The sequence below is a fragment of the Pseudomonas sp. GW460-LB5 genome (assembly GCF_059423245.1).
Genome location: NZ_JBWKXT010000002.1, coordinates 301,580 through 317,221 on the forward strand (window position 1 = coordinate 301,580; position 15,642 = coordinate 317,221).

Genomic DNA, 15,642 nt, shown 5'->3' on the forward strand with positions numbered 1-15,642 from the left:
TTGAGAAGGCTTGTTGATGGGTTTCAAGAGGTATCCCGTACAACTCGACCAAAACGACAACACCGCACAAACTCTTTTTTGCCATTCCAGGCTGGCAGCAAACGGCCAGCAGTCTTGTGCGTTTCTAAGCCGGGCTGACATTGACCCAGAAGCGCGTCAATCTCTGTATTTTTACGGGCAGCGACTGCTGAACTGCCATCAGCACGCGGTCGGTGTCTGCCAAGGGAAACACCCCCGTCAGTGGCAACTGCGCTACAGCGGGGTCGCAGCGAAGCACACCGGGACGATGGCGAGCCAGCTCGGCGACGAAGTGCCCCAGCGGCATGCGCTCGGCGATCAAGCGGCCGTCTAGCCAGGCGATGGTGTTGAGGTTGGCTGGCCCGAGGTCGCCGAGGCGATTGGCGGAAAACCAGCGACTTTGTCCTGCGTGAAGGCGGCTGGCGGGCGACTGCCGCGGACGCAGCTCCAGCTCGCCTTCAAACAGCTCGACGTGGCTGCCATCCTCACGCTGGTACACGGAAAAGCGTGTGCCCAACGCTTGGATTTCTCCCGCTGCAGTTTCAACGATCAGCGGGCGATGCGCCGGGTCATGACCACGTTCAAGCAACAACTCCCCAGCGAGCAGGCAAATGCGCCGTTCCGACGCGTTGTACCGGATATCAACCGCAGTGCCGCTGTTCAGGCTAAGTTGGCTGCCATCGTCCAGCGAGCGTTGCAAGCGTTCGCCAGTGCCGCTGCGCAGGTCTGCCGTGGCTTCGCGCCAAGGGGATTGTGAATGGACCAGATAGCCGCTCCCGCCGGCCAACAGCAGCGTGCCGAGCAGCTTGAGCGCCTGCCGACGACGTGCATCGGGCAGCTCGCGCAGCACCCCTAGTGCTGTATCCGCTGGGACACCGCTCAGGGTACTTTGCAGGCGCTCCAGGCGTCGCCATGCGCGATCGTGCTCCGGGTCCGCGGCGCGCCATTCAAGAAAGCGCTGCTGTTGCGCCGCTTCGAACTCACCGCTCCATTGCAGCATGAGCCAATGGCTGGCCTGCTCGACGATTGCGGGGGAGAGGGGGGCTTCGCTGACGTTCTTCATTCAGCGTACAGGACCTGATAGCAGGCAGTGATGGCGCGGAGCATGTACTTTTGCACCGAGCTGACGCTGACGTCCAGCCGCGCTGCGATCTGTGTGTAGGTCAGCCCTTCAAATTGCGACAGCAGGAATGCCTCGCGTACCTTTGCAGGCATCTTGTCGAGCATGGCGTCGATCTGCATCAGGGTTTCGATCACGATCGCGCGGGTTTCCAGTGACGGCGTTTCTGGCTCGGGCAGGGCGGCGATGCTCTCCAGATACGCTTGGTGGATACGCTGGCGACGCCACTGGTCTATGACCAGATTGCGGGCGATCTGCACCAGGAATCGACGGCCGTCGCGCTGTTCCGGCAGGCGGCGGGTTACCAGCAGGCGCAGGAAAGTGTCCTGAGCGATGTCCGCCGCCCGCTCGCGATCACCCAGGCGGTGGCGCAGCCAGCCTTGCAGCCAGCCGTGGTGGTCGCGATACAGGCTGTCGATGGGTTGCAGTGGGGCGTCGATGGGCACTTCACCTTTCCGCTAATCAGATGCATATGGGAATTAATCGCGATTGTAAGGTGGTGGGCCGGTTTTGCAAACCGTTGCAGCAACCGTCAGGTGATTGCATGCAAACGGCGCTGGCGTGTTGAACTGGCAAACCAGGTATTTGCCAGTTCACGGGTCGGGCAGCTAGCCAGCAAGGGCCCTGATCAATTGCTCGCTGAAGGCGGGGATATCATCCGGCTTGCGGCTAGTGATCAGGTTGCCGTCCACCACTACCTCTTCATCGACCCAGTCACCACCTGCATTGCGGATATCATCCTGCAATGTCTGGTAACTGGTCATCCGTTTGCCCTTGGCCAGTCCACTCGACACCAGCAGCCAGGCGCCGTGGCAGATCACCGCCAGCGGCTTGCTGGCCGAGTTGTGGCTTTTCACCAGTTTCTGGGCGCCAGGTATCAGGCGGATGGTGTCGGAATTCTGTACCCCACCCGGTAGCACAATGGCATCGTAAAGGTCGAGGTGGGCGCTGTCGAACGTCGCGTCCACCGCAAACTCGTCGGCCGGCTTGTCATGGTTCCAGCCGCGGACAGTGCCTTCCTTGTCACTCAGGATGTCGATCACGGCCCCGTTTTTCTCCAAGGCTTCACGCGGTCCGGTCAACTCCACTTGTTCGAAGCCATCGGTGACCAAAAAGGCTACGCGCTTGCCACTCAGTTTTGCACTCATCGTTCTATCTCCGTTTTCGCCAGGTGTGGATGTGGGACGTCTCGGAAGGGGTGAGAAGTTCCAATGCACTGCTTCAGCGGTAGGGAGGCTGACCGGCTGACCGTTGCAGTTGAACAATTGCGCGGGGCCTGGGCTCTCACTAGCAGGGATAGAACGAGGCGGCCGTCATGAGCATCGAACGCAGCATTCCTGAACTTGAAGCCTGGTACGCGCAGTACGACGACATCGGCTACCGGCGCGAATCGCCGGATGCCTACCACCACGAACTGGTTCGCACCGCCGAGGCGCTGCGGGACGACGGCGCGATTGACTGGGATGACTGGTTGGCGCTGAAGGCACTGGCCGACGAGGCACATATACGGGCACTGGAGGATGCCGTACAGGCTCACGTGAGCGACCCTGACGCATGAAAGCGCTGAAGATCGCCACCTTCAATATCAATGGCATCCGCAGCCGCCTGCCCGCGCTCTTGGCCTGGCTGGAGCGGGAGCAACCGGACATTGCCTGCTTGCAGGAGCTGAAGGCGGCCGATCAGCAGTTTCCGCGCCAGGCCATCGAAGCGGCAGGTTATGGCTGCCTGTATCAGGGGCAACCCTCCTGGAATGGCGTGGCGATCCTGGCGCGCGATAGCGAGCCGCTGGAGGTACGTCGCGGGCTGCCCGGCATGCAGGACGATCAGCAGAGCCGCTATCTGGAGGCTGCGGTGCACGGTGTATTGGTTAGCTGCCTTTACATGCCCAATGGCAACCCGCAACCTGGCCCCAAGTTTGATTACAAACTGCGCTGGTTCGAGTGCCTGATCAAGCATGCCCAAACACTGCAGGGCAGCAGCCACCCTGCGGTGTTGGCGGGCGATTTCAATGTTGTGCCGACCGATCTGGACATCTATAACCCGCGCTCATGGCTCAAGGACGCGCTGCTGCAACCTGAATCGCGGGCGTGTTTCCAACAATTGCTGGCGCAGGGCTGGGTCGATGCTGTTCGTCACCTGTATCCCGAGCAGCGCATCTTCACGTTCTGGGACTATTTTCGCAATCATTGGGCGCGCAATGCCGGGCTGCGCATTGATCATCTGCTGCTCAACCCCAGTCTCAGCCCTTATCTGAAGCTGGCGGGTGTGGATGCCTGGGTGCGCAACGAAGCCAAGGCCAGTGATCATGCACCGGTCTGGATCCAGTTGAGCGGGCGTCGCCAGCAGCGCTAGCTGCCAGCGCAGATGCCCGCTGGAACGGGCGGATTGGAAAGGCCTCTGGGCACACATCGGGAAAGTTACACGCACTTCACCTCATCGCGTTCATCTTCAGTCATCAGCGTCGTCTATGCTGATCATTCACCCATGATGCTTGCGATTACACCGAGGACCCGACGTGCGGCTCTATGCGTTCATTACACAGCACATCGAGCTCATTCTCGAGGCTTTTGAGGATTTTGCTCGCACCGTCGAGACCCCTATGCCGGATCTTGATGCTGCAGGCCTGCGTAACCACGCTGAAGCCATGTTGCGAACCGTTGCACTGGACATGGCATCCTCACAGACAGCCCGCCAGCAGTTTGAGAAGTCTCGAGGCATGCAGGCAACGAGCTCGGTCGAAACAGCCGCTCAGGCCCATGCTGTTACCCGGCTGAGTGCCGGGTTCACGCTTGATCAAGTGGTCGCAGAGTATCGTGCGCTGCGTCTTTGGTTTGCGCAGCAGAGGGCTGATGAACCCCATGCTATCGATGATATGGTTCGTTTCAACGAGGCCATTGATCAAGCCTTGAGCGAATCCATCACCTCGTACGGCATCGCGGTGGAGACAACACGGAAACTGGTACTGGGTGTACTTGGGCATGATCTACGAACGCCGATGACGGCAGCCCTTCTGGGCGCCGAGATGTTGAGCCGTAAAGGTCAGCTGAACGAGCGCGACCGAAAAATTGCAGACCAGATTGCGGCCAGTGTGACACGATCCAGGCAAATCGTGACTGATCTACTCGATCTCGCCAAAGCGAACCTGGGGACTGGCATACCCATCCAGAAAGAACCTGTCGACCTTTCCCAGGTGTGCCATACGCTTGTGGACGAGCTTCGCATTTCCCGCCCTGAGATCACAGTTGTCCTGAAGGGCGGCCAGCAAGCATTTGGCCAGTTTGACGTCACCCGGATGGGGCAGGTGTTTTCCAACCTGATAGCCAATGCGTTTCACCACGGTGATCATGCCAGGCCCATCACCGTAACACTGACCCAACGCCCTGAGGCAGTCGAGTTCAGCGTACATAACTGGGGCAAACCCATTGCGCCGGATGTTGTGCCTCATCTATTCAACCCTCAGGCCAGGTACTCCCGATTGGCGTCGGAACATCACGAGGCATCCGGTGGGCTGGGTCTTGGCCTGTTCATCGTCGGCGAGATCGTGGCCCGGCATGGGGGGGCTATCGACGTGGCATCCAACTCGTCATCGGGCACCACCTTCCGCGTATCCCTGCCCCTGGCATGAGCTGGTCACGCCGTCGCTTCCAGTTGCGTATTTTTTCGCCAGCCTCGCAGGTTCATGGCACAGAGGCAGAATTGCAGGATGATCAATGCCCAGGCTTCAGCTTGCCAGCCCCAGACGGCCCACAACACGTTGCTTGCGATAAAACAACAGAAACCTGCCTTCCTCCGCCCCGGACGGCGCGAACCGATGCACCACGCTGCCAGCACAGTCATCAACATCGCAGGCCATTCAAGTAACCCAATCCAGTATTCCATGACACCTTCCGACTGATGATGGGGTATCTGAAGCCGATCACCTGCCACGCGCTGAGCGCTGGCAGGTGATCGCTTGACTACGCCGCTCGCTGCTCGCCCTTGAGCATCTTTTTCTGCATTTCCATGGCTTGCCCAAGCTCCTCGAGGGTGTCCTTGCTGAGCAGCTTCTTCGCGGTGGGGAACAGTTCGCCTTCCTCTTCCTCGATGTGATGCTCCAGCAACTCTTTCATGACCTTGACCCGCCCGGCGAATTCGACGGTGCCGGTTTCGGTATGCAGGAGGTCGGGCAGAACGAGGGCGTCGACAGTGCGGTGTTCTTCCTTGGCCTCGTAGTACATCTTCGCTTCTTCCTTGCCACCCGCTTGCTTGATGGCCGGGTAGAGTATTTCTTCCTCGAGCGCGGTGTGGATCTGCAACTCCTGCTCGATCCTGTGGAGTAACTCGGCCCGTTTCTTTACGGCACGCTCGGTAGTGGTCGACAGCTCTTCGAGCAGCTTCTTCACGAGCTTGTGGTCCTGGATCAGTAAGTCGATAGCGTTCATGGCGTTCCTCATCACGGATTGAATCAAGCACTTGCTCGAGGTTGAGTACACGCAGAAAGAAACGGTTCAATGATTAAGATGGCTGGCATCCCCTCAGGCGCGCCCGCTGCCCTCGTTACGCAGACCGCCTCTAGCCATCTCTGCGTCGTGAATGTGTGAGTGTGAAACCCACAAGGACTCCCAACGCCGCTGCACCGATCAGCAGCGGCGTTTTGTGTTTTGACTTCCTCCAGCCTCCGTCGATATCCCTCTTGCCATTCGGAGGCTCAAAGAGGTTTCCCGATGAGTCTTCGGCCTTGGGACTGCGATTTATCCAGGCGCCACTGTCAGGCGCTTCTCGTTCCGTACCCGATGCACCGGGGGCAACTGGGACAATGGTGTCGCTGGCCTCGATCCGTAAGAGCTCAAGGGAAGTGCCATCGACCAGGGTCAATGTCAGCCCTTCGACCGTGCCTGCCTCCCGGTTTGGAAAAACGGGTTCACCTGCGGCATCCAGGCTGTCATAGATGAAGCGTGTACCTTCAAGCCAGCCCACGGCGGTGAGAAGTTCAGGGCCGAGATAATACTTCCCGTCCTGGAAGAAGCCTGGAAACTGATGAGCGCGCTCCACGTTTTGCACGCGATAGCGTTCGCCGGATTTCATGCCTGTCGCTTGATCGATCATGTTGAAAACCCCTGTAAATGCAGCTGGCAGATGTCAGCCTTTGCTGTGCTCGTCGGAGGTGGGCCCTGTACCTCGCTTGATGCCGCGCGGGCCAGCAACGCCCCAGATTCCCAGGCCGACTACCGGCAGCGCGAGGATCAGCAGGGCCCAGGCCGCTTTGACTGCATCTGACTTGTCGCTTCTGAAGACGCTGACGATGGCCCACAGATCGATGAGCAAGAGGATTGCCGCCACGGCAATCCAGAAGTAGCTGGCAAGACCGTTCATGACTTCACCTCCTCTATACGTAGTCAGGGCCCAAGGTGCCGGGTGCAGCGCCTGGCACGAGGATGACCTTGCGGCAGTTGTCCTGCTTCTGATCGAACACCTTGTAGCCCATGGCTGCTTCTTCGAGGGCGAGGCGGTGAGTGACGATCAATTCCGGTTGTAGACGGCCTGCTTCGATGTGTTCCAGCAGTTCAGGCAGGTATTTCTGGACATGGGTCTGGCCCATCTTGAAGGTAAGGCCCTTATCGAACGCGTCGCCGAACATGAACCCGTGAATGAAGCCCGCGTACATGAACTCGTGGCCAAAGATATCACCCGCTTCGGGCTCTGGAATTTTGCCTCGGTCGAGGTGCAAATCGGAGCCGCAAATGGCGGTGGCAGTCACCTTGAGGATGATGTCGTCTTCTCGCTCGATGATGGGATCAGGGACGTTGTCGACCCTGACGTCGTTTGCTCCGTGGTAGGTCAGTGCTCTCATGCTCCTAGCTCCTGCATCACAAAAATCGTGGGGGTATGCAGGGGAAGCTTCCAGGCCATGCAAAGTTCAAAACAACAGCTTCAATGGCGATGCTTGAGAACGGGCAGACTGGTCCTGTCTGGGCCATCCACCGACCGGCGGCTACCGAGATTCCCCGATTTGCCAGCAACTTGCACTTGAGCTCACTAGGGTCATTGGCCCCCAAAATTCGGGTATGCAACTGCTCATGCAGTGCCGGGCTCTGCTGATCTGAGGCGAACCGATGGCTAATACGCCCCTGTGATTGAACGAGTCGCAGCATGGAAACGTCTTCAGGGAAGAAGTCCATTACTCTGTGTCGCGAGAGGGTGGGTGTTGATGGGTAATGATGATACGAGTGTGTGCATGCGGGACAAACGAAAATGCAGAATCAAATCCAGGGCAACGATAATCTGCCTTCGAAGCGGCAGGGTACTGCTTGTTCGGAAAAAAGGCGGCAAATGGAATTTCCCAGGTGGTTTGATTGAGCCTGGTGAGAGCCCTCATGCAGCTGCGGCAAGAGAGCTACGTGAGGAGACATCCATTGAAGGGCATGGCCTGCTTTCTTTGTGTTCAATCAGAGTGGGGTCAGTTGTGCATCACATCTTCACCACCCGATTCCACGAAAATGAGAAGCCCGTTGCCGACCATGAAATTGTCGCGTGTAAGTGGGTGCTTCGCGAAAAGCTTACCCCTGAATTGCTGAATTCCGCAGCTGCCGGGCTCTTGGCAACGCGGTTGCCTGCTCTGACCGCCTGACCAAGGCTGCAAAGTTGTACAGGAAAATAAGTTTGTATCGAAAATCAGACCGGCTGTCTGTTACCTGTATGACTACCGACTACGTCATTGAACTGCCTCCCAGCTTTGCTATGTTGAGGTTTCCGTATAAGACTAAAGTCGTAGGAGGGCGGCATGCGTGTTCGAGGTGATGTGTTTTGGGAATGGGCGGATCCAGTGCTTCATCATCGTACCCATGACGAGGAGCTCGATGACGGCACCACGATTGATGTGCAGGTCAGGCTCTCGCGCACCGGTCAGACGCAAATGTTCATCGGTGTGTATGCCGGCTGTGGAATGGCATTGCACGAAGAAGCGTTCAATTCTCGTCCAGGCGAGTCCATGACTCGAGCTCTGGCCTGGGGTGTTGATAGAGCCAGGCGCCTGGCCACGGATCAATGGCGCAAAGCGGTGCAGGTGGCCTAGGACAGGGTGTAATTCGAGGTTGATCGTTAGACACAGAGGCTGACGGCCAACTGTTCAAGGCGAACTGCTGCATCTGAATTACGGACGGTGAAGAAACCAGGGCTCTCCATCGCCCTGGTGGACTTAGCGGTTGTCTTCCGTCATCCCGCTGTCTTCGTCCTGAATAGCTTGCGACCCTTCGTCCATACCTTGCTCCCGGTCAGATTTGCTGCCAGAGGTATGCCCTCCTTGACCACCGTGTTGGGTTCCACCACCGGCACGCTGAGGATTATCTTCCTTAAGGTTACCGCCGCTGCCTTGCCCTGTTTGTTGATCCTCAGATTTCCCTCCGGGCATTTGACCGCCTTTCTGGCCGGTTTCCGAAGCCTTCTCACGGTCGTTTGCAAAACTACCAGGGTTGGTTTGCGCGGCGCCGCCTTGCTGACCCGCCTTGTCTTGATCGTTCGCCATGATCATGCACCTCGTGTGTTCACACAGAGAGCCTGTGTTTTCTTCCGATGCCCCGCGAGTACTGGAAGCTCCTTTTACTTTTGTACCTGCTGACAGGGTGCGCGAAAGGTCGTCAAGGGCAACCTATTGCGTGATAAAGAACCCTGCCATGGCTTAGCGGTTGTGGCGCGTCGACGATAGCCCAAAGCGGGTGGGCGACTCGGCCCCTGTCCGATTACAGCACTTTATCGAGCGTGATCGGAAACTCCCTTATACGCTTGCCTGTGGCATGGTAGACCGCGTTCGCCACCGCAGCGGCCACCCCGACAACGCCGATTTCGCCTACGCCCTTGGACCCCAGTTCGTTGACAATGTCATCGTGCTCTTCAACGAAGATCACTTCGATATCCCCGCAGTCTGCATTGACCGGGATGTGGTACTCCGCCAGGTTGTGATTGATGATGCGGCCCAACCGGTGGTCGGTCAATGCGGCTTCGTGCAGCGCCATGCCCACCCCCCAGACCACGCCCCCCAGGATCTGGCTGCGTGCGGTTTTGGGGTTGATCACACGGCCTGCCGCCACAGCGCTGACCACCCGGGCTACCTTGATCGTGCCAAGGTCCTCGTCGACGTGAACTTCCACGAATACCGCCGAATGGGTGGCGGTGGAGAACGGTTGGCGCCTGGCGCCGGGCTCGGCGTCGATCTGCACTTCGAATTTACCGTTGGGGGCGCTCGCCACGATGTCCGCCAAAGCCCAGCGATGGTTGCCCGCGTGCAGGTAGCCCTCGGTGAAAACGATCTGCTGCCGGGGTGTGTTGGCCACCTGGGGGTATATGTTGCGCGCGTGTTCCAGCACCTGGGTGCGCAGGACATGGCAGGCTTGGCGCACGGCCGAGCCCACCGACGACACCGTGAACGATCCGCCCTGAAGCGGGGCGGTGGGCAGTGAGGAGTCACCCAGCATGAAGGTGACATCCTGCACTTTGACGCCAGCTGCGTCGGCGGCGATCTGAGTCATGACGGTATAGGTGCCGGTCCCGATATCGGTGGTGGCACTGCTGACGGTCAGGTGGCCCTGGGCATTGATGCGCGCCTTGGCACTGGCCTTCATCTGCATGGCTTCCCAGACGCCGCCGGCCATCCCCCAGCCGACCAGTTGGTTGCCATTGCACATGCTGCGCGGTTGGGGAGTGCGGTTATGCCAGCCAAAACGTTCGGCACCTTGCTGGTAGCACGCCAGCAGTGCCTTGCTGGAGTAGGGCTTGCCCTCGTTGGCATTGTTGGCGGCAAAATTGCGGCGGCGCAGCTCTACCGGGTCGATCTGCGCAGCACAGGCGAGCTCATCCATGGCGCACTCCAGCGCAATCATCCCGGACGCGGCCCCAGGCGCCCGCATGTCCAGCGGGGTGTACACATCAAGCGAGGCCAGGCGGTAACTGAGCGCAACGTTATCGCACTGGTACAGCATGCCGCTCCATTCGACCAGGTGTTCGGTGAAGTCCTCGAAGCGGGAGGTCTGGCCAAGCGCATCATGAGCGATCGCAAGCAAACGCCCGTTTGCGTCTGCACCCAGGCGCATGCATTGTTCGGTGCGGGGCCGGTAGCCAAAGGTGAACATCTGCTGGCGGGTCAGTGTGACGCGCACCGAGCGCTTCAGGTGCAACGCCGCCATCACTGCCAGCGGCAACTGGTACTGCGGGCGCAAGCCCGAGCCGAAGGCGCCGCCGACGAACGCCGCGCGCACACGAATGTTTGCCTTGGGCAGGCCGAACACCTTGTGCAGGTAGTCCTGGCAGTTCTGCGTGCCTTGGGTCTTGTCGTGGATTTCCAGAGTGCCGTCGGCCCTGTAGTGCACGGTCGATGCATGGGGCTCCATCGGGTTGTGGTACTCGTTGGCCGTCAGGTACGTGGCATCCACCTGCACCGGCGCTTCGGCAAACTGCCCGGCGAAGTCGCCACGCGGCGCCGGTGTTTCGGCGGGGGCGGCATGCGATTTTTGGCATGCGCCCAGGTCTGTCTGGTGAGCCTCCTCGGCATAGTCGATTTTGATCAGCGAGCCTGCATAGCGGGCCAGTTCCAGGGTTTCGGCGATCACTAATGCCAACGGTTGCCCGCTGTACAGCACTCGATCATTGAACAAGGGCCGAAAAGGCGCCCCCTCGGCAGAGTCGGCATCGCTGTAGTCGTCGTCATAACTGGAGACAGGCGGACGATGGCCATGGTCGAGCACGGCGATTACCCCGGGCACGCGCATGGCCTGCGTGCTGTCGATGCCGAGAACCCGACCGCGGGCGATGGTACTGGACACGACGCTGCCGTGCAGCAGGCCCGTCTGGGGGTATTCGCCCGCATAGCGGGCCTGCCCGGTGACCTTCGCCACACCGTCCACGCGGTCCAGGGGCGTGCCGACTACGGGTGTGCTTGTGATCATGGCCGTGCCCCCCCGTTAGCGGCGCCGCGCGCCGCGTCATCCAATGCCCGCACGATTGCTCGCTGGGCGAGCGTTACCTTGAAACCGTTGTGGCTCAGGGGTTGTGCGCCTTGCAGCAACGTTTGCGCGGCGCGGTTGAAGAGCGCTTCAGAAGGCACCTGGCCGGCCAGCAGGCGCTCCACAGCCGGGTCCCGCCAGGGTTTGTGGGCAACGCCGCCCAGCGCCAGGCGCGCCTGCTGGATCACGTCGCCATCGAAGTTCAAGGCTGCAGCGACTGACACCAGCGCGAACGCGTAGGAAGCGCGGTCGCGTATTTTCAGGTAACGGTAATGGCGTTCGAACACCGGGGGCGGCAGCTCGATGCCTGTCACCAGCTCATCGAATGCCAGTTGATTGTCGCGCTCGGGGGTGTCACCGGGCAGGCAATGGAAATCCGCGAAGGGTATCTGCCGTTCGCCGGACCGCCCCTGTACGTGCACTACGGCTTCGAGCGCTGCCAATGCCACGCACATGTCCGAGGGATGGGTCGCGACACAGGCATCGCTGGCACCCAGAATGGCATGGATGCGGTTCATGCCTGCACGCGCAGGGCATCCGCTGCCCGGTTCGCGCTTGTTGCAGGGGGTGCCGGTGTCGTAGAAGTAGTAGCAGCGGGTACGTTGCAGCAAGTTGCCACCGGTGCTGGCCATGTTCCTCAACTGCGGCGATGCCCCCGCCAGGATCGCGTCTGACAACAGTGGATAATGCTGCTCGATCAACGGGTGCCAGGCCAGGTCGGCATTGCTCACCCGCGCACCGATGAATACGCCGCCGCCAGGGGTAACGTGAATGCCGTTCAGCCCAAGGCCGGAGATGTCGATCAGGCGCTCGGGGCGCACCACGTTTTCCTTCATCAGGTCGACCAGGTTGGTACCCCCGGCGATGAAGTGCGAACAGGCGTCAGCCAGGTTCACCGCTTCGCTGACTGAGGCGGGCTTGTGGTAGCTGAAGGGCGTCATGGGTGCTGCCCTCGTGGTGGTTGGGCGCTGTCCGTCATCAACGGCAGGGCTTCTTCTACCGCAGCGACGATGTTGCCGTAGGCGCCGCAGCGGCAAAGATTGCCGCTCATGTGCTCGCGAATGGCCTCGCGGGTGTCGGCACGTCCCTCGTGAACCAGCCCGACCGCAGAGCAGATTTGCCCCGGGGTGCAGTAACCGCACTGGAACGCATCGTGGGTAATGAAGGCGCGCTGCATGGGGTGCAGGACGTCGCCACTGGCCAGCCCTTCGATGGTCACCAGGTCGGCCCCGTCGCACATGATGGCCAAGGTCAGGCAGGCATTGACGCGCTTGCCGTCGCGCAGCACCGTGCAGGCGCCGCACTGGCCGTGGTCGCAGCCTTTCTTGGTGCCGACCAGGTCCAATTGCTCACGCAGCAGGTCAAGCAAGGTGACCCAAGGATGCACCTGCAGTGTTCGGGGCTGACCATTGAGGGTCAGACGGATGGGGTGCTTTGCAGCCCCGTTTGAAGCGATCGCGGTCATGGTAGGTCCTCACGGTCAGGGTTCGCGCAGTCTGCTGCGTCTCTGTTGTGCGACCGGGCCGGCAGATCAAACGTTCAGCCGGCTCGCCGGGGTGCCGATCACTTCTTGCCAGGCAGCACCGAGCCGAGCACCTGCTTGGCTGTCTGCACGATGATGCCCGCCTGGTCGGGGTCGCCCTTTAGCAAGGTACTGGCAAATTTCTTCGCCTGCTCCAGCTTGATGTGGGGTGGCAGGGGTGGCACGTTCGGGTCGGTCTTGAACTCGATCAGTACTGGCCGATCAGCAGCCAGCGCGCGCTCCCATGCAGCGGCAACGTCCTCTTCGCGATCTACGTAGATACCTTGCAGGCCAATGGAAATGGCGAAAAGATGGTAGGGCACGTCGGGGATCGACTGCGAAGCTTCGAACTTGGGGTCGCCCTCCATCACCCGCTGCTCCCAGGTCACCTGGTTGAGGTCCTCATTGTTGAACACGGCACAGATCCATTGCGGGTTGTCCCACTGCTGCCAGTATTTGGCCACGGTGATCAGTTCGGCGAGGTTGTTCATTTGCATCGCCCCATCGCCCACCAACGCAACTACAGCCCGTTGCGGATGGGCGAATTTGGCTGCAATCGCATAGGGCACTGCGGCGCCCATGCAAGCCAGGCCGCCGGACAGCGAACACTGCATACCCTGGCGAATCTGCAGGTCGCGCGCAAACCAGTTGGCACAGGAGCCGGAGTCGCTGGTGATGATGGCGTGGTCGGGCAGGCGAGGGGACAGTTCATGGACCACGCGTTGCGGGTTGATCGGGTCCGCCTTGACCAAGGCGCGCTTGGCCACGGTCTTGTCCCACTGCGTACGCCAGGTTTCCACCTTGTCGCGCCAGCGCCGGTCGGTCTTGTGCTCAATCAATGGCAACAGTGCGCGCAATGTTTCGCTGGCGTCGCCGACCAGGTTGACCTCCATCGGGTAGCGCAGGCTGAGCATGTCGGGTTGCAGGTCGATCTGCACGCCTCGCGCCCGGCCTTCCTTGGGCAAAAATTCGGAATAGGGAAAGCCGGAGCCGATCATCAGCAAGGTGTCGCATTCGGTCATCAGCTGATAACTGGGTTCGGTGCCGAGGAGGCCGATCGACCCGGTGACCCATGGGAGGTCGTCCGGCACCACAGCCTTGCCCAGCAGCGCTTTGGCCACCCCGGCGCCGAGTTTTTCGGCAATTGCAATGACCTGCTCTGTCGCCTGCAGTGCGCCGGCACCCACCAGTATCGCCACCTTGTGCCCGGCATTGAGCACCTCGGCGGCGCGCTGCAGGTCTTCGTCGAACGGCAACACCCTGGGCTTGCTGTAGCCGATGCCGGAATGCACCGTACCGTGGGCCCTCGGCGGTTCGTCATAGGGCAGGTCCTGCAGGTCGTTGGGCAGGATGATGGCGGTGACGCGGCGTTCGCCGACAGCCGTACGCACTGCACGGTCAAGCAGGTGGCGCACCTGCTCCGGTGTCGATGCCTGCTGAACGAACGCACCGGCCACGTCCTTGAACATCGACAGCAGGTCCAGCTCTTGCTGGTAATGCCCGCCCAACGCCGCCCGGGCCTGTTGACCGACGATGGCCAGCACCGGCTGGTGGTCCATGCGTGCATCGTACAGGCCGGTGAGCAGGTGCGAGGCGCCCGGGCCGGATGTGGCCATGCACACACCGAGCTCACCGGTGAACTTGGCATGGGCGCTGGCCATGAAGGCGGCCATTTCCTCATGGCGGGCCTGAATAAATTCAATCTTGCCGTTGGCCCGGCTCAGCGCGCCGAACACGCCATTGATGCCGTCGCCGGGGTAACCGAAGATGCGCCGTACGCCCCATTGATACAAACGCTCCACCAGAAAGTCGCCTACCGTGCCGGTCATTGCCTGCTCCCGTTCAGTTATCGATAGGCGTCTGGACTTGGCACGTGCCGGGAAAGTTTCAACGGTATGCGCAGCGGTCTGGCAGCTGGAGCCTGGTAAAAGCCGACAGGCTCGAAGGTGAACCGATAACCCACAAAAATGCTGTGGGCCTTGCACTGCGCCAAAAGTTTCCCGTCAACCCAGTTTATGCAGGGCTTCTACCAATTGAGCCTTGTTCATGGTGGAACGCCCTTTGAGATCTTTGCTGCGCGCCTCCTTCATCAGGCTTTCCTTGCTTTGCGATTCCAGCGACGCGCGCGAGGTGCGTGAATGCCCCTGACGAGACTCGGCGGCGCGCTTGGCTGAATCCGTGCGCGCGGTCTTCTTCTCACGCGACGGCGTCTTGCTGCCCGAGCCTCCCGGCTTTTCACCGCCACCGGATTGTTTGTTCACGGTGGCCCAGGCGCGCGCTTCGGCTTCGTCCTTGCCCACGCCCTTGTCCTCGTACGATTGCTCAATGTGCTCGGCCTTGCGTTTCTGCTTGTCCGTATATTTGTCCTTGTCACCGCGTGGCATGGCATTGACTCCTGAGTGAGTTGCTTGATCAATGGTGAAACCGGAACGCCGGGCCATGGACGGGAGATCCACGGCCATTCGGCCATTCCACCTAGCTGCCCGATCCTGCGCCTGATCCACCACCGGTTGAGCCATCGCTACCACTCCCCGGACCTGCACCGCTACCGTTCCCTCCATTACCGCCGGAGCCCGTTTCAGTATCGGTACCGTCACCTCCCGTGTTGTCCGTTCCATTGTCATGGGTACCGCCATTACTCGTGCCCATGCCATCGGCTGGTGTTCCTGAGCCTGTCGCACCGCCTTGGCCGTTCATGTGCCCATTGCTGTGCGGTTGCGTGCCCGGGGCGCGTTGATCGTTCAGGTCGGTGGCGGCCAGGGCAAGTGGCGCCGTGCAACCCAGGCACATTGCGAGTAGCAGCGCGTATGTTTTTTCTGCGTTCATGGTGAAACTCCGTTTCTGGTTGTTCACCCAGTGTTCGGCCTGCCGTATACCGAAGGGTGCCCTCAGCGCGACGGAAGGTGCAAAACGGATGGACAAATGCCACTTGTCTGGCCGCGGGCACCCGTGAGCCACGCCCGCTTCTCACGTTTAGGTGCAGATACCATCTGCCTCTGAACGGAGAAAGG

17 protein-coding genes and 3 pseudogenes are annotated in these 15,642 nt (G+C 60.4%); 5 read left to right on the forward strand and 15 right to left on the reverse strand.

All coding sequences use genetic code 11. The annotated features are described in order from the left end of the window. Positions 1–124: 124 nt before the first annotated feature. The 3 genes from AC07XM_RS03480 to AC07XM_RS03490 all read right to left on the reverse strand — a co-directional run bounded on the left by AC07XM_RS03480 (position 125) and on the right by AC07XM_RS03490 (position 2,286). Positions 125–1,081 carry a FecR domain-containing protein gene (locus AC07XM_RS03480; RefSeq protein ID WP_102688882.1) on the reverse strand — a complete coding sequence of 319 codons (957 nt, stop codon included), beginning with the start codon at positions 1,079–1,081 and terminating at the stop codon, positions 125–127. Continuing rightward, on the reverse strand, positions 1,078–1,584 hold the full coding sequence (locus AC07XM_RS03485; RefSeq protein WP_016486336.1) for a sigma-70 family RNA polymerase sigma factor: 507 nt from the start codon (positions 1,582–1,584) through the stop codon (positions 1,078–1,080). The genes AC07XM_RS03480 and AC07XM_RS03485 overlap by 4 nt, the downstream gene beginning before the upstream one ends. Before the next feature lie 162 nt (positions 1,585–1,746). Continuing rightward, positions 1,747–2,286 carry a type 1 glutamine amidotransferase domain-containing protein gene (locus AC07XM_RS03490; RefSeq protein WP_016486337.1) on the reverse strand — a complete coding sequence of 180 codons (540 nt, stop codon included), beginning with the start codon at positions 2,284–2,286 and terminating at the stop codon, positions 1,747–1,749. 167 nt (positions 2,287–2,453) lie between these two features. Here AC07XM_RS03490 and AC07XM_RS03495 point away from each other — a divergent pair, with 167 nt between their 5' ends. From AC07XM_RS03495 to AC07XM_RS03505, 3 genes are all read left to right on the forward strand, one after another. Further along, positions 2,454–2,696 carry a hypothetical protein gene (locus tag AC07XM_RS03495; RefSeq protein ID WP_102688883.1) on the forward strand — a complete coding sequence of 81 codons (243 nt, stop codon included), beginning with the start codon at positions 2,454–2,456 and terminating at the stop codon, positions 2,694–2,696. Continuing rightward, positions 2,693–3,490: an exodeoxyribonuclease III gene (xth, locus tag AC07XM_RS03500; RefSeq protein WP_102688884.1), complete on the forward strand. Its 798-nt coding sequence runs from the start codon at positions 2,693–2,695 to the stop codon at positions 3,488–3,490. Before AC07XM_RS03495 ends, xth begins: the two co-directional genes overlap by 4 nt. 163 nt (positions 3,491–3,653) lie before the next feature. Further along, positions 3,654–4,763: a sensor histidine kinase gene (locus tag AC07XM_RS03505; protein WP_054888257.1), complete on the forward strand. Its 1,110-nt coding sequence runs from the start codon at positions 3,654–3,656 to the stop codon at positions 4,761–4,763. Between the two features lie 5 nt (positions 4,764–4,768). Here AC07XM_RS03505 and AC07XM_RS03510 read toward each other — a convergent pair whose 3' ends face one another. The 6 genes and pseudogenes from AC07XM_RS03510 to AC07XM_RS03535 all read right to left on the reverse strand — a co-directional run. Further along, a complete protein-coding gene (locus tag AC07XM_RS03510) occupies positions 4,769–5,017 on the reverse strand; it encodes a hypothetical protein (RefSeq protein ID WP_080641017.1) in 249 nt (82 codons plus the stop codon). 77 nt (positions 5,018–5,094) lie between these two features. Next, on the reverse strand, positions 5,095–5,559 hold the full coding sequence (locus AC07XM_RS03515) for a PA2171 family ribosome-binding persister protein (RefSeq protein ID WP_016486340.1): 465 nt from the start codon (positions 5,557–5,559) through the stop codon (positions 5,095–5,097). 316 nt (positions 5,560–5,875) lie between these two features. Next, positions 5,876–6,223: pseudogene (locus AC07XM_RS03520) on the reverse strand (SDR family oxidoreductase); the annotation flags it as partial. Positions 6,224–6,256: 33 nt separating this feature from the next. Next, on the reverse strand, positions 6,257–6,490 hold the full coding sequence (locus AC07XM_RS03525; protein WP_016486342.1) for a PLDc N-terminal domain-containing protein: 234 nt from the start codon (positions 6,488–6,490) through the stop codon (positions 6,257–6,259). 13 nt (positions 6,491–6,503) lie between these two features. Continuing rightward, a pseudogene (locus AC07XM_RS03530) lies at positions 6,504–6,782 on the reverse strand (glutathione-dependent formaldehyde dehydrogenase); the annotation flags it as partial. A 9-nt stretch (positions 6,783–6,791) separates the two neighbouring features. Further along, positions 6,792–6,968: pseudogene (locus tag AC07XM_RS03535) on the reverse strand (glutathione-dependent formaldehyde dehydrogenase); the annotation flags it as partial. A gap of 357 nt (positions 6,969–7,325) precedes the next feature. On the opposite strand from AC07XM_RS03535, the gene AC07XM_RS03540 reads away from it, so the two are divergent. Both AC07XM_RS03540 and AC07XM_RS03545 read left to right on the forward strand, forming a co-directional pair. Continuing rightward, positions 7,326–7,745 (forward strand): NUDIX domain-containing protein, encoded by a 420-nt coding sequence (locus AC07XM_RS03540; RefSeq protein WP_223817393.1) that lies wholly within the window; start codon positions 7,326–7,328, stop codon positions 7,743–7,745. A gap of 153 nt (positions 7,746–7,898) precedes the next feature. Continuing rightward, on the forward strand, positions 7,899–8,189 hold the full coding sequence (locus tag AC07XM_RS03545; protein WP_016486344.1) for a hypothetical protein: 291 nt from the start codon (positions 7,899–7,901) through the stop codon (positions 8,187–8,189). A 123-nt stretch (positions 8,190–8,312) separates the two neighbouring features. On the opposite strand, the gene AC07XM_RS03550 is transcribed toward AC07XM_RS03545, so the two are convergent. The 6 genes from AC07XM_RS03550 to AC07XM_RS03575 form a co-directional block, all read right to left on the reverse strand. After that, positions 8,313–8,639, reverse strand: coding sequence for a KGG domain-containing protein (locus AC07XM_RS03550; RefSeq protein WP_024717780.1), 327 nt, complete (start codon positions 8,637–8,639; stop codon positions 8,313–8,315). Positions 8,640–8,853: 214 nt separating this feature from the next. After that, positions 8,854–11,052: a xanthine dehydrogenase family protein molybdopterin-binding subunit gene (locus AC07XM_RS03555; protein WP_102688885.1), complete on the reverse strand. Its 2,199-nt coding sequence runs from the start codon at positions 11,050–11,052 to the stop codon at positions 8,854–8,856. Next, positions 11,049–12,050, reverse strand: coding sequence for an FAD binding domain-containing protein (locus AC07XM_RS03560; protein ID WP_016486347.1), 1,002 nt, complete (start codon positions 12,048–12,050; stop codon positions 11,049–11,051). The genes AC07XM_RS03555 and AC07XM_RS03560 overlap by 4 nt, the downstream gene beginning before the upstream one ends. Continuing rightward, on the reverse strand, positions 12,047–12,574 hold the full coding sequence (locus AC07XM_RS03565) for a (2Fe-2S)-binding protein (protein WP_016486348.1): 528 nt from the start codon (positions 12,572–12,574) through the stop codon (positions 12,047–12,049). Before AC07XM_RS03565 ends, AC07XM_RS03560 begins: the two co-directional genes overlap by 4 nt. 98 nt (positions 12,575–12,672) lie before the next feature. Beyond that, the gene (locus tag AC07XM_RS03570) at positions 12,673–14,460 is read right to left on the reverse strand and encodes a thiamine pyrophosphate-requiring protein (RefSeq protein ID WP_016486349.1); all 1,788 of its coding nucleotides are present in this window, start codon (positions 14,458–14,460) and stop codon (positions 12,673–12,675) included. Between the two features lie 174 nt (positions 14,461–14,634). Further along, entirely contained in the window at positions 14,635–15,015 is a 381-nt protein-coding gene (locus AC07XM_RS03575) for a hypothetical protein (RefSeq protein WP_016486350.1), read from the reverse strand. Positions 15,016–15,642 lie beyond the last annotated feature (627 nt).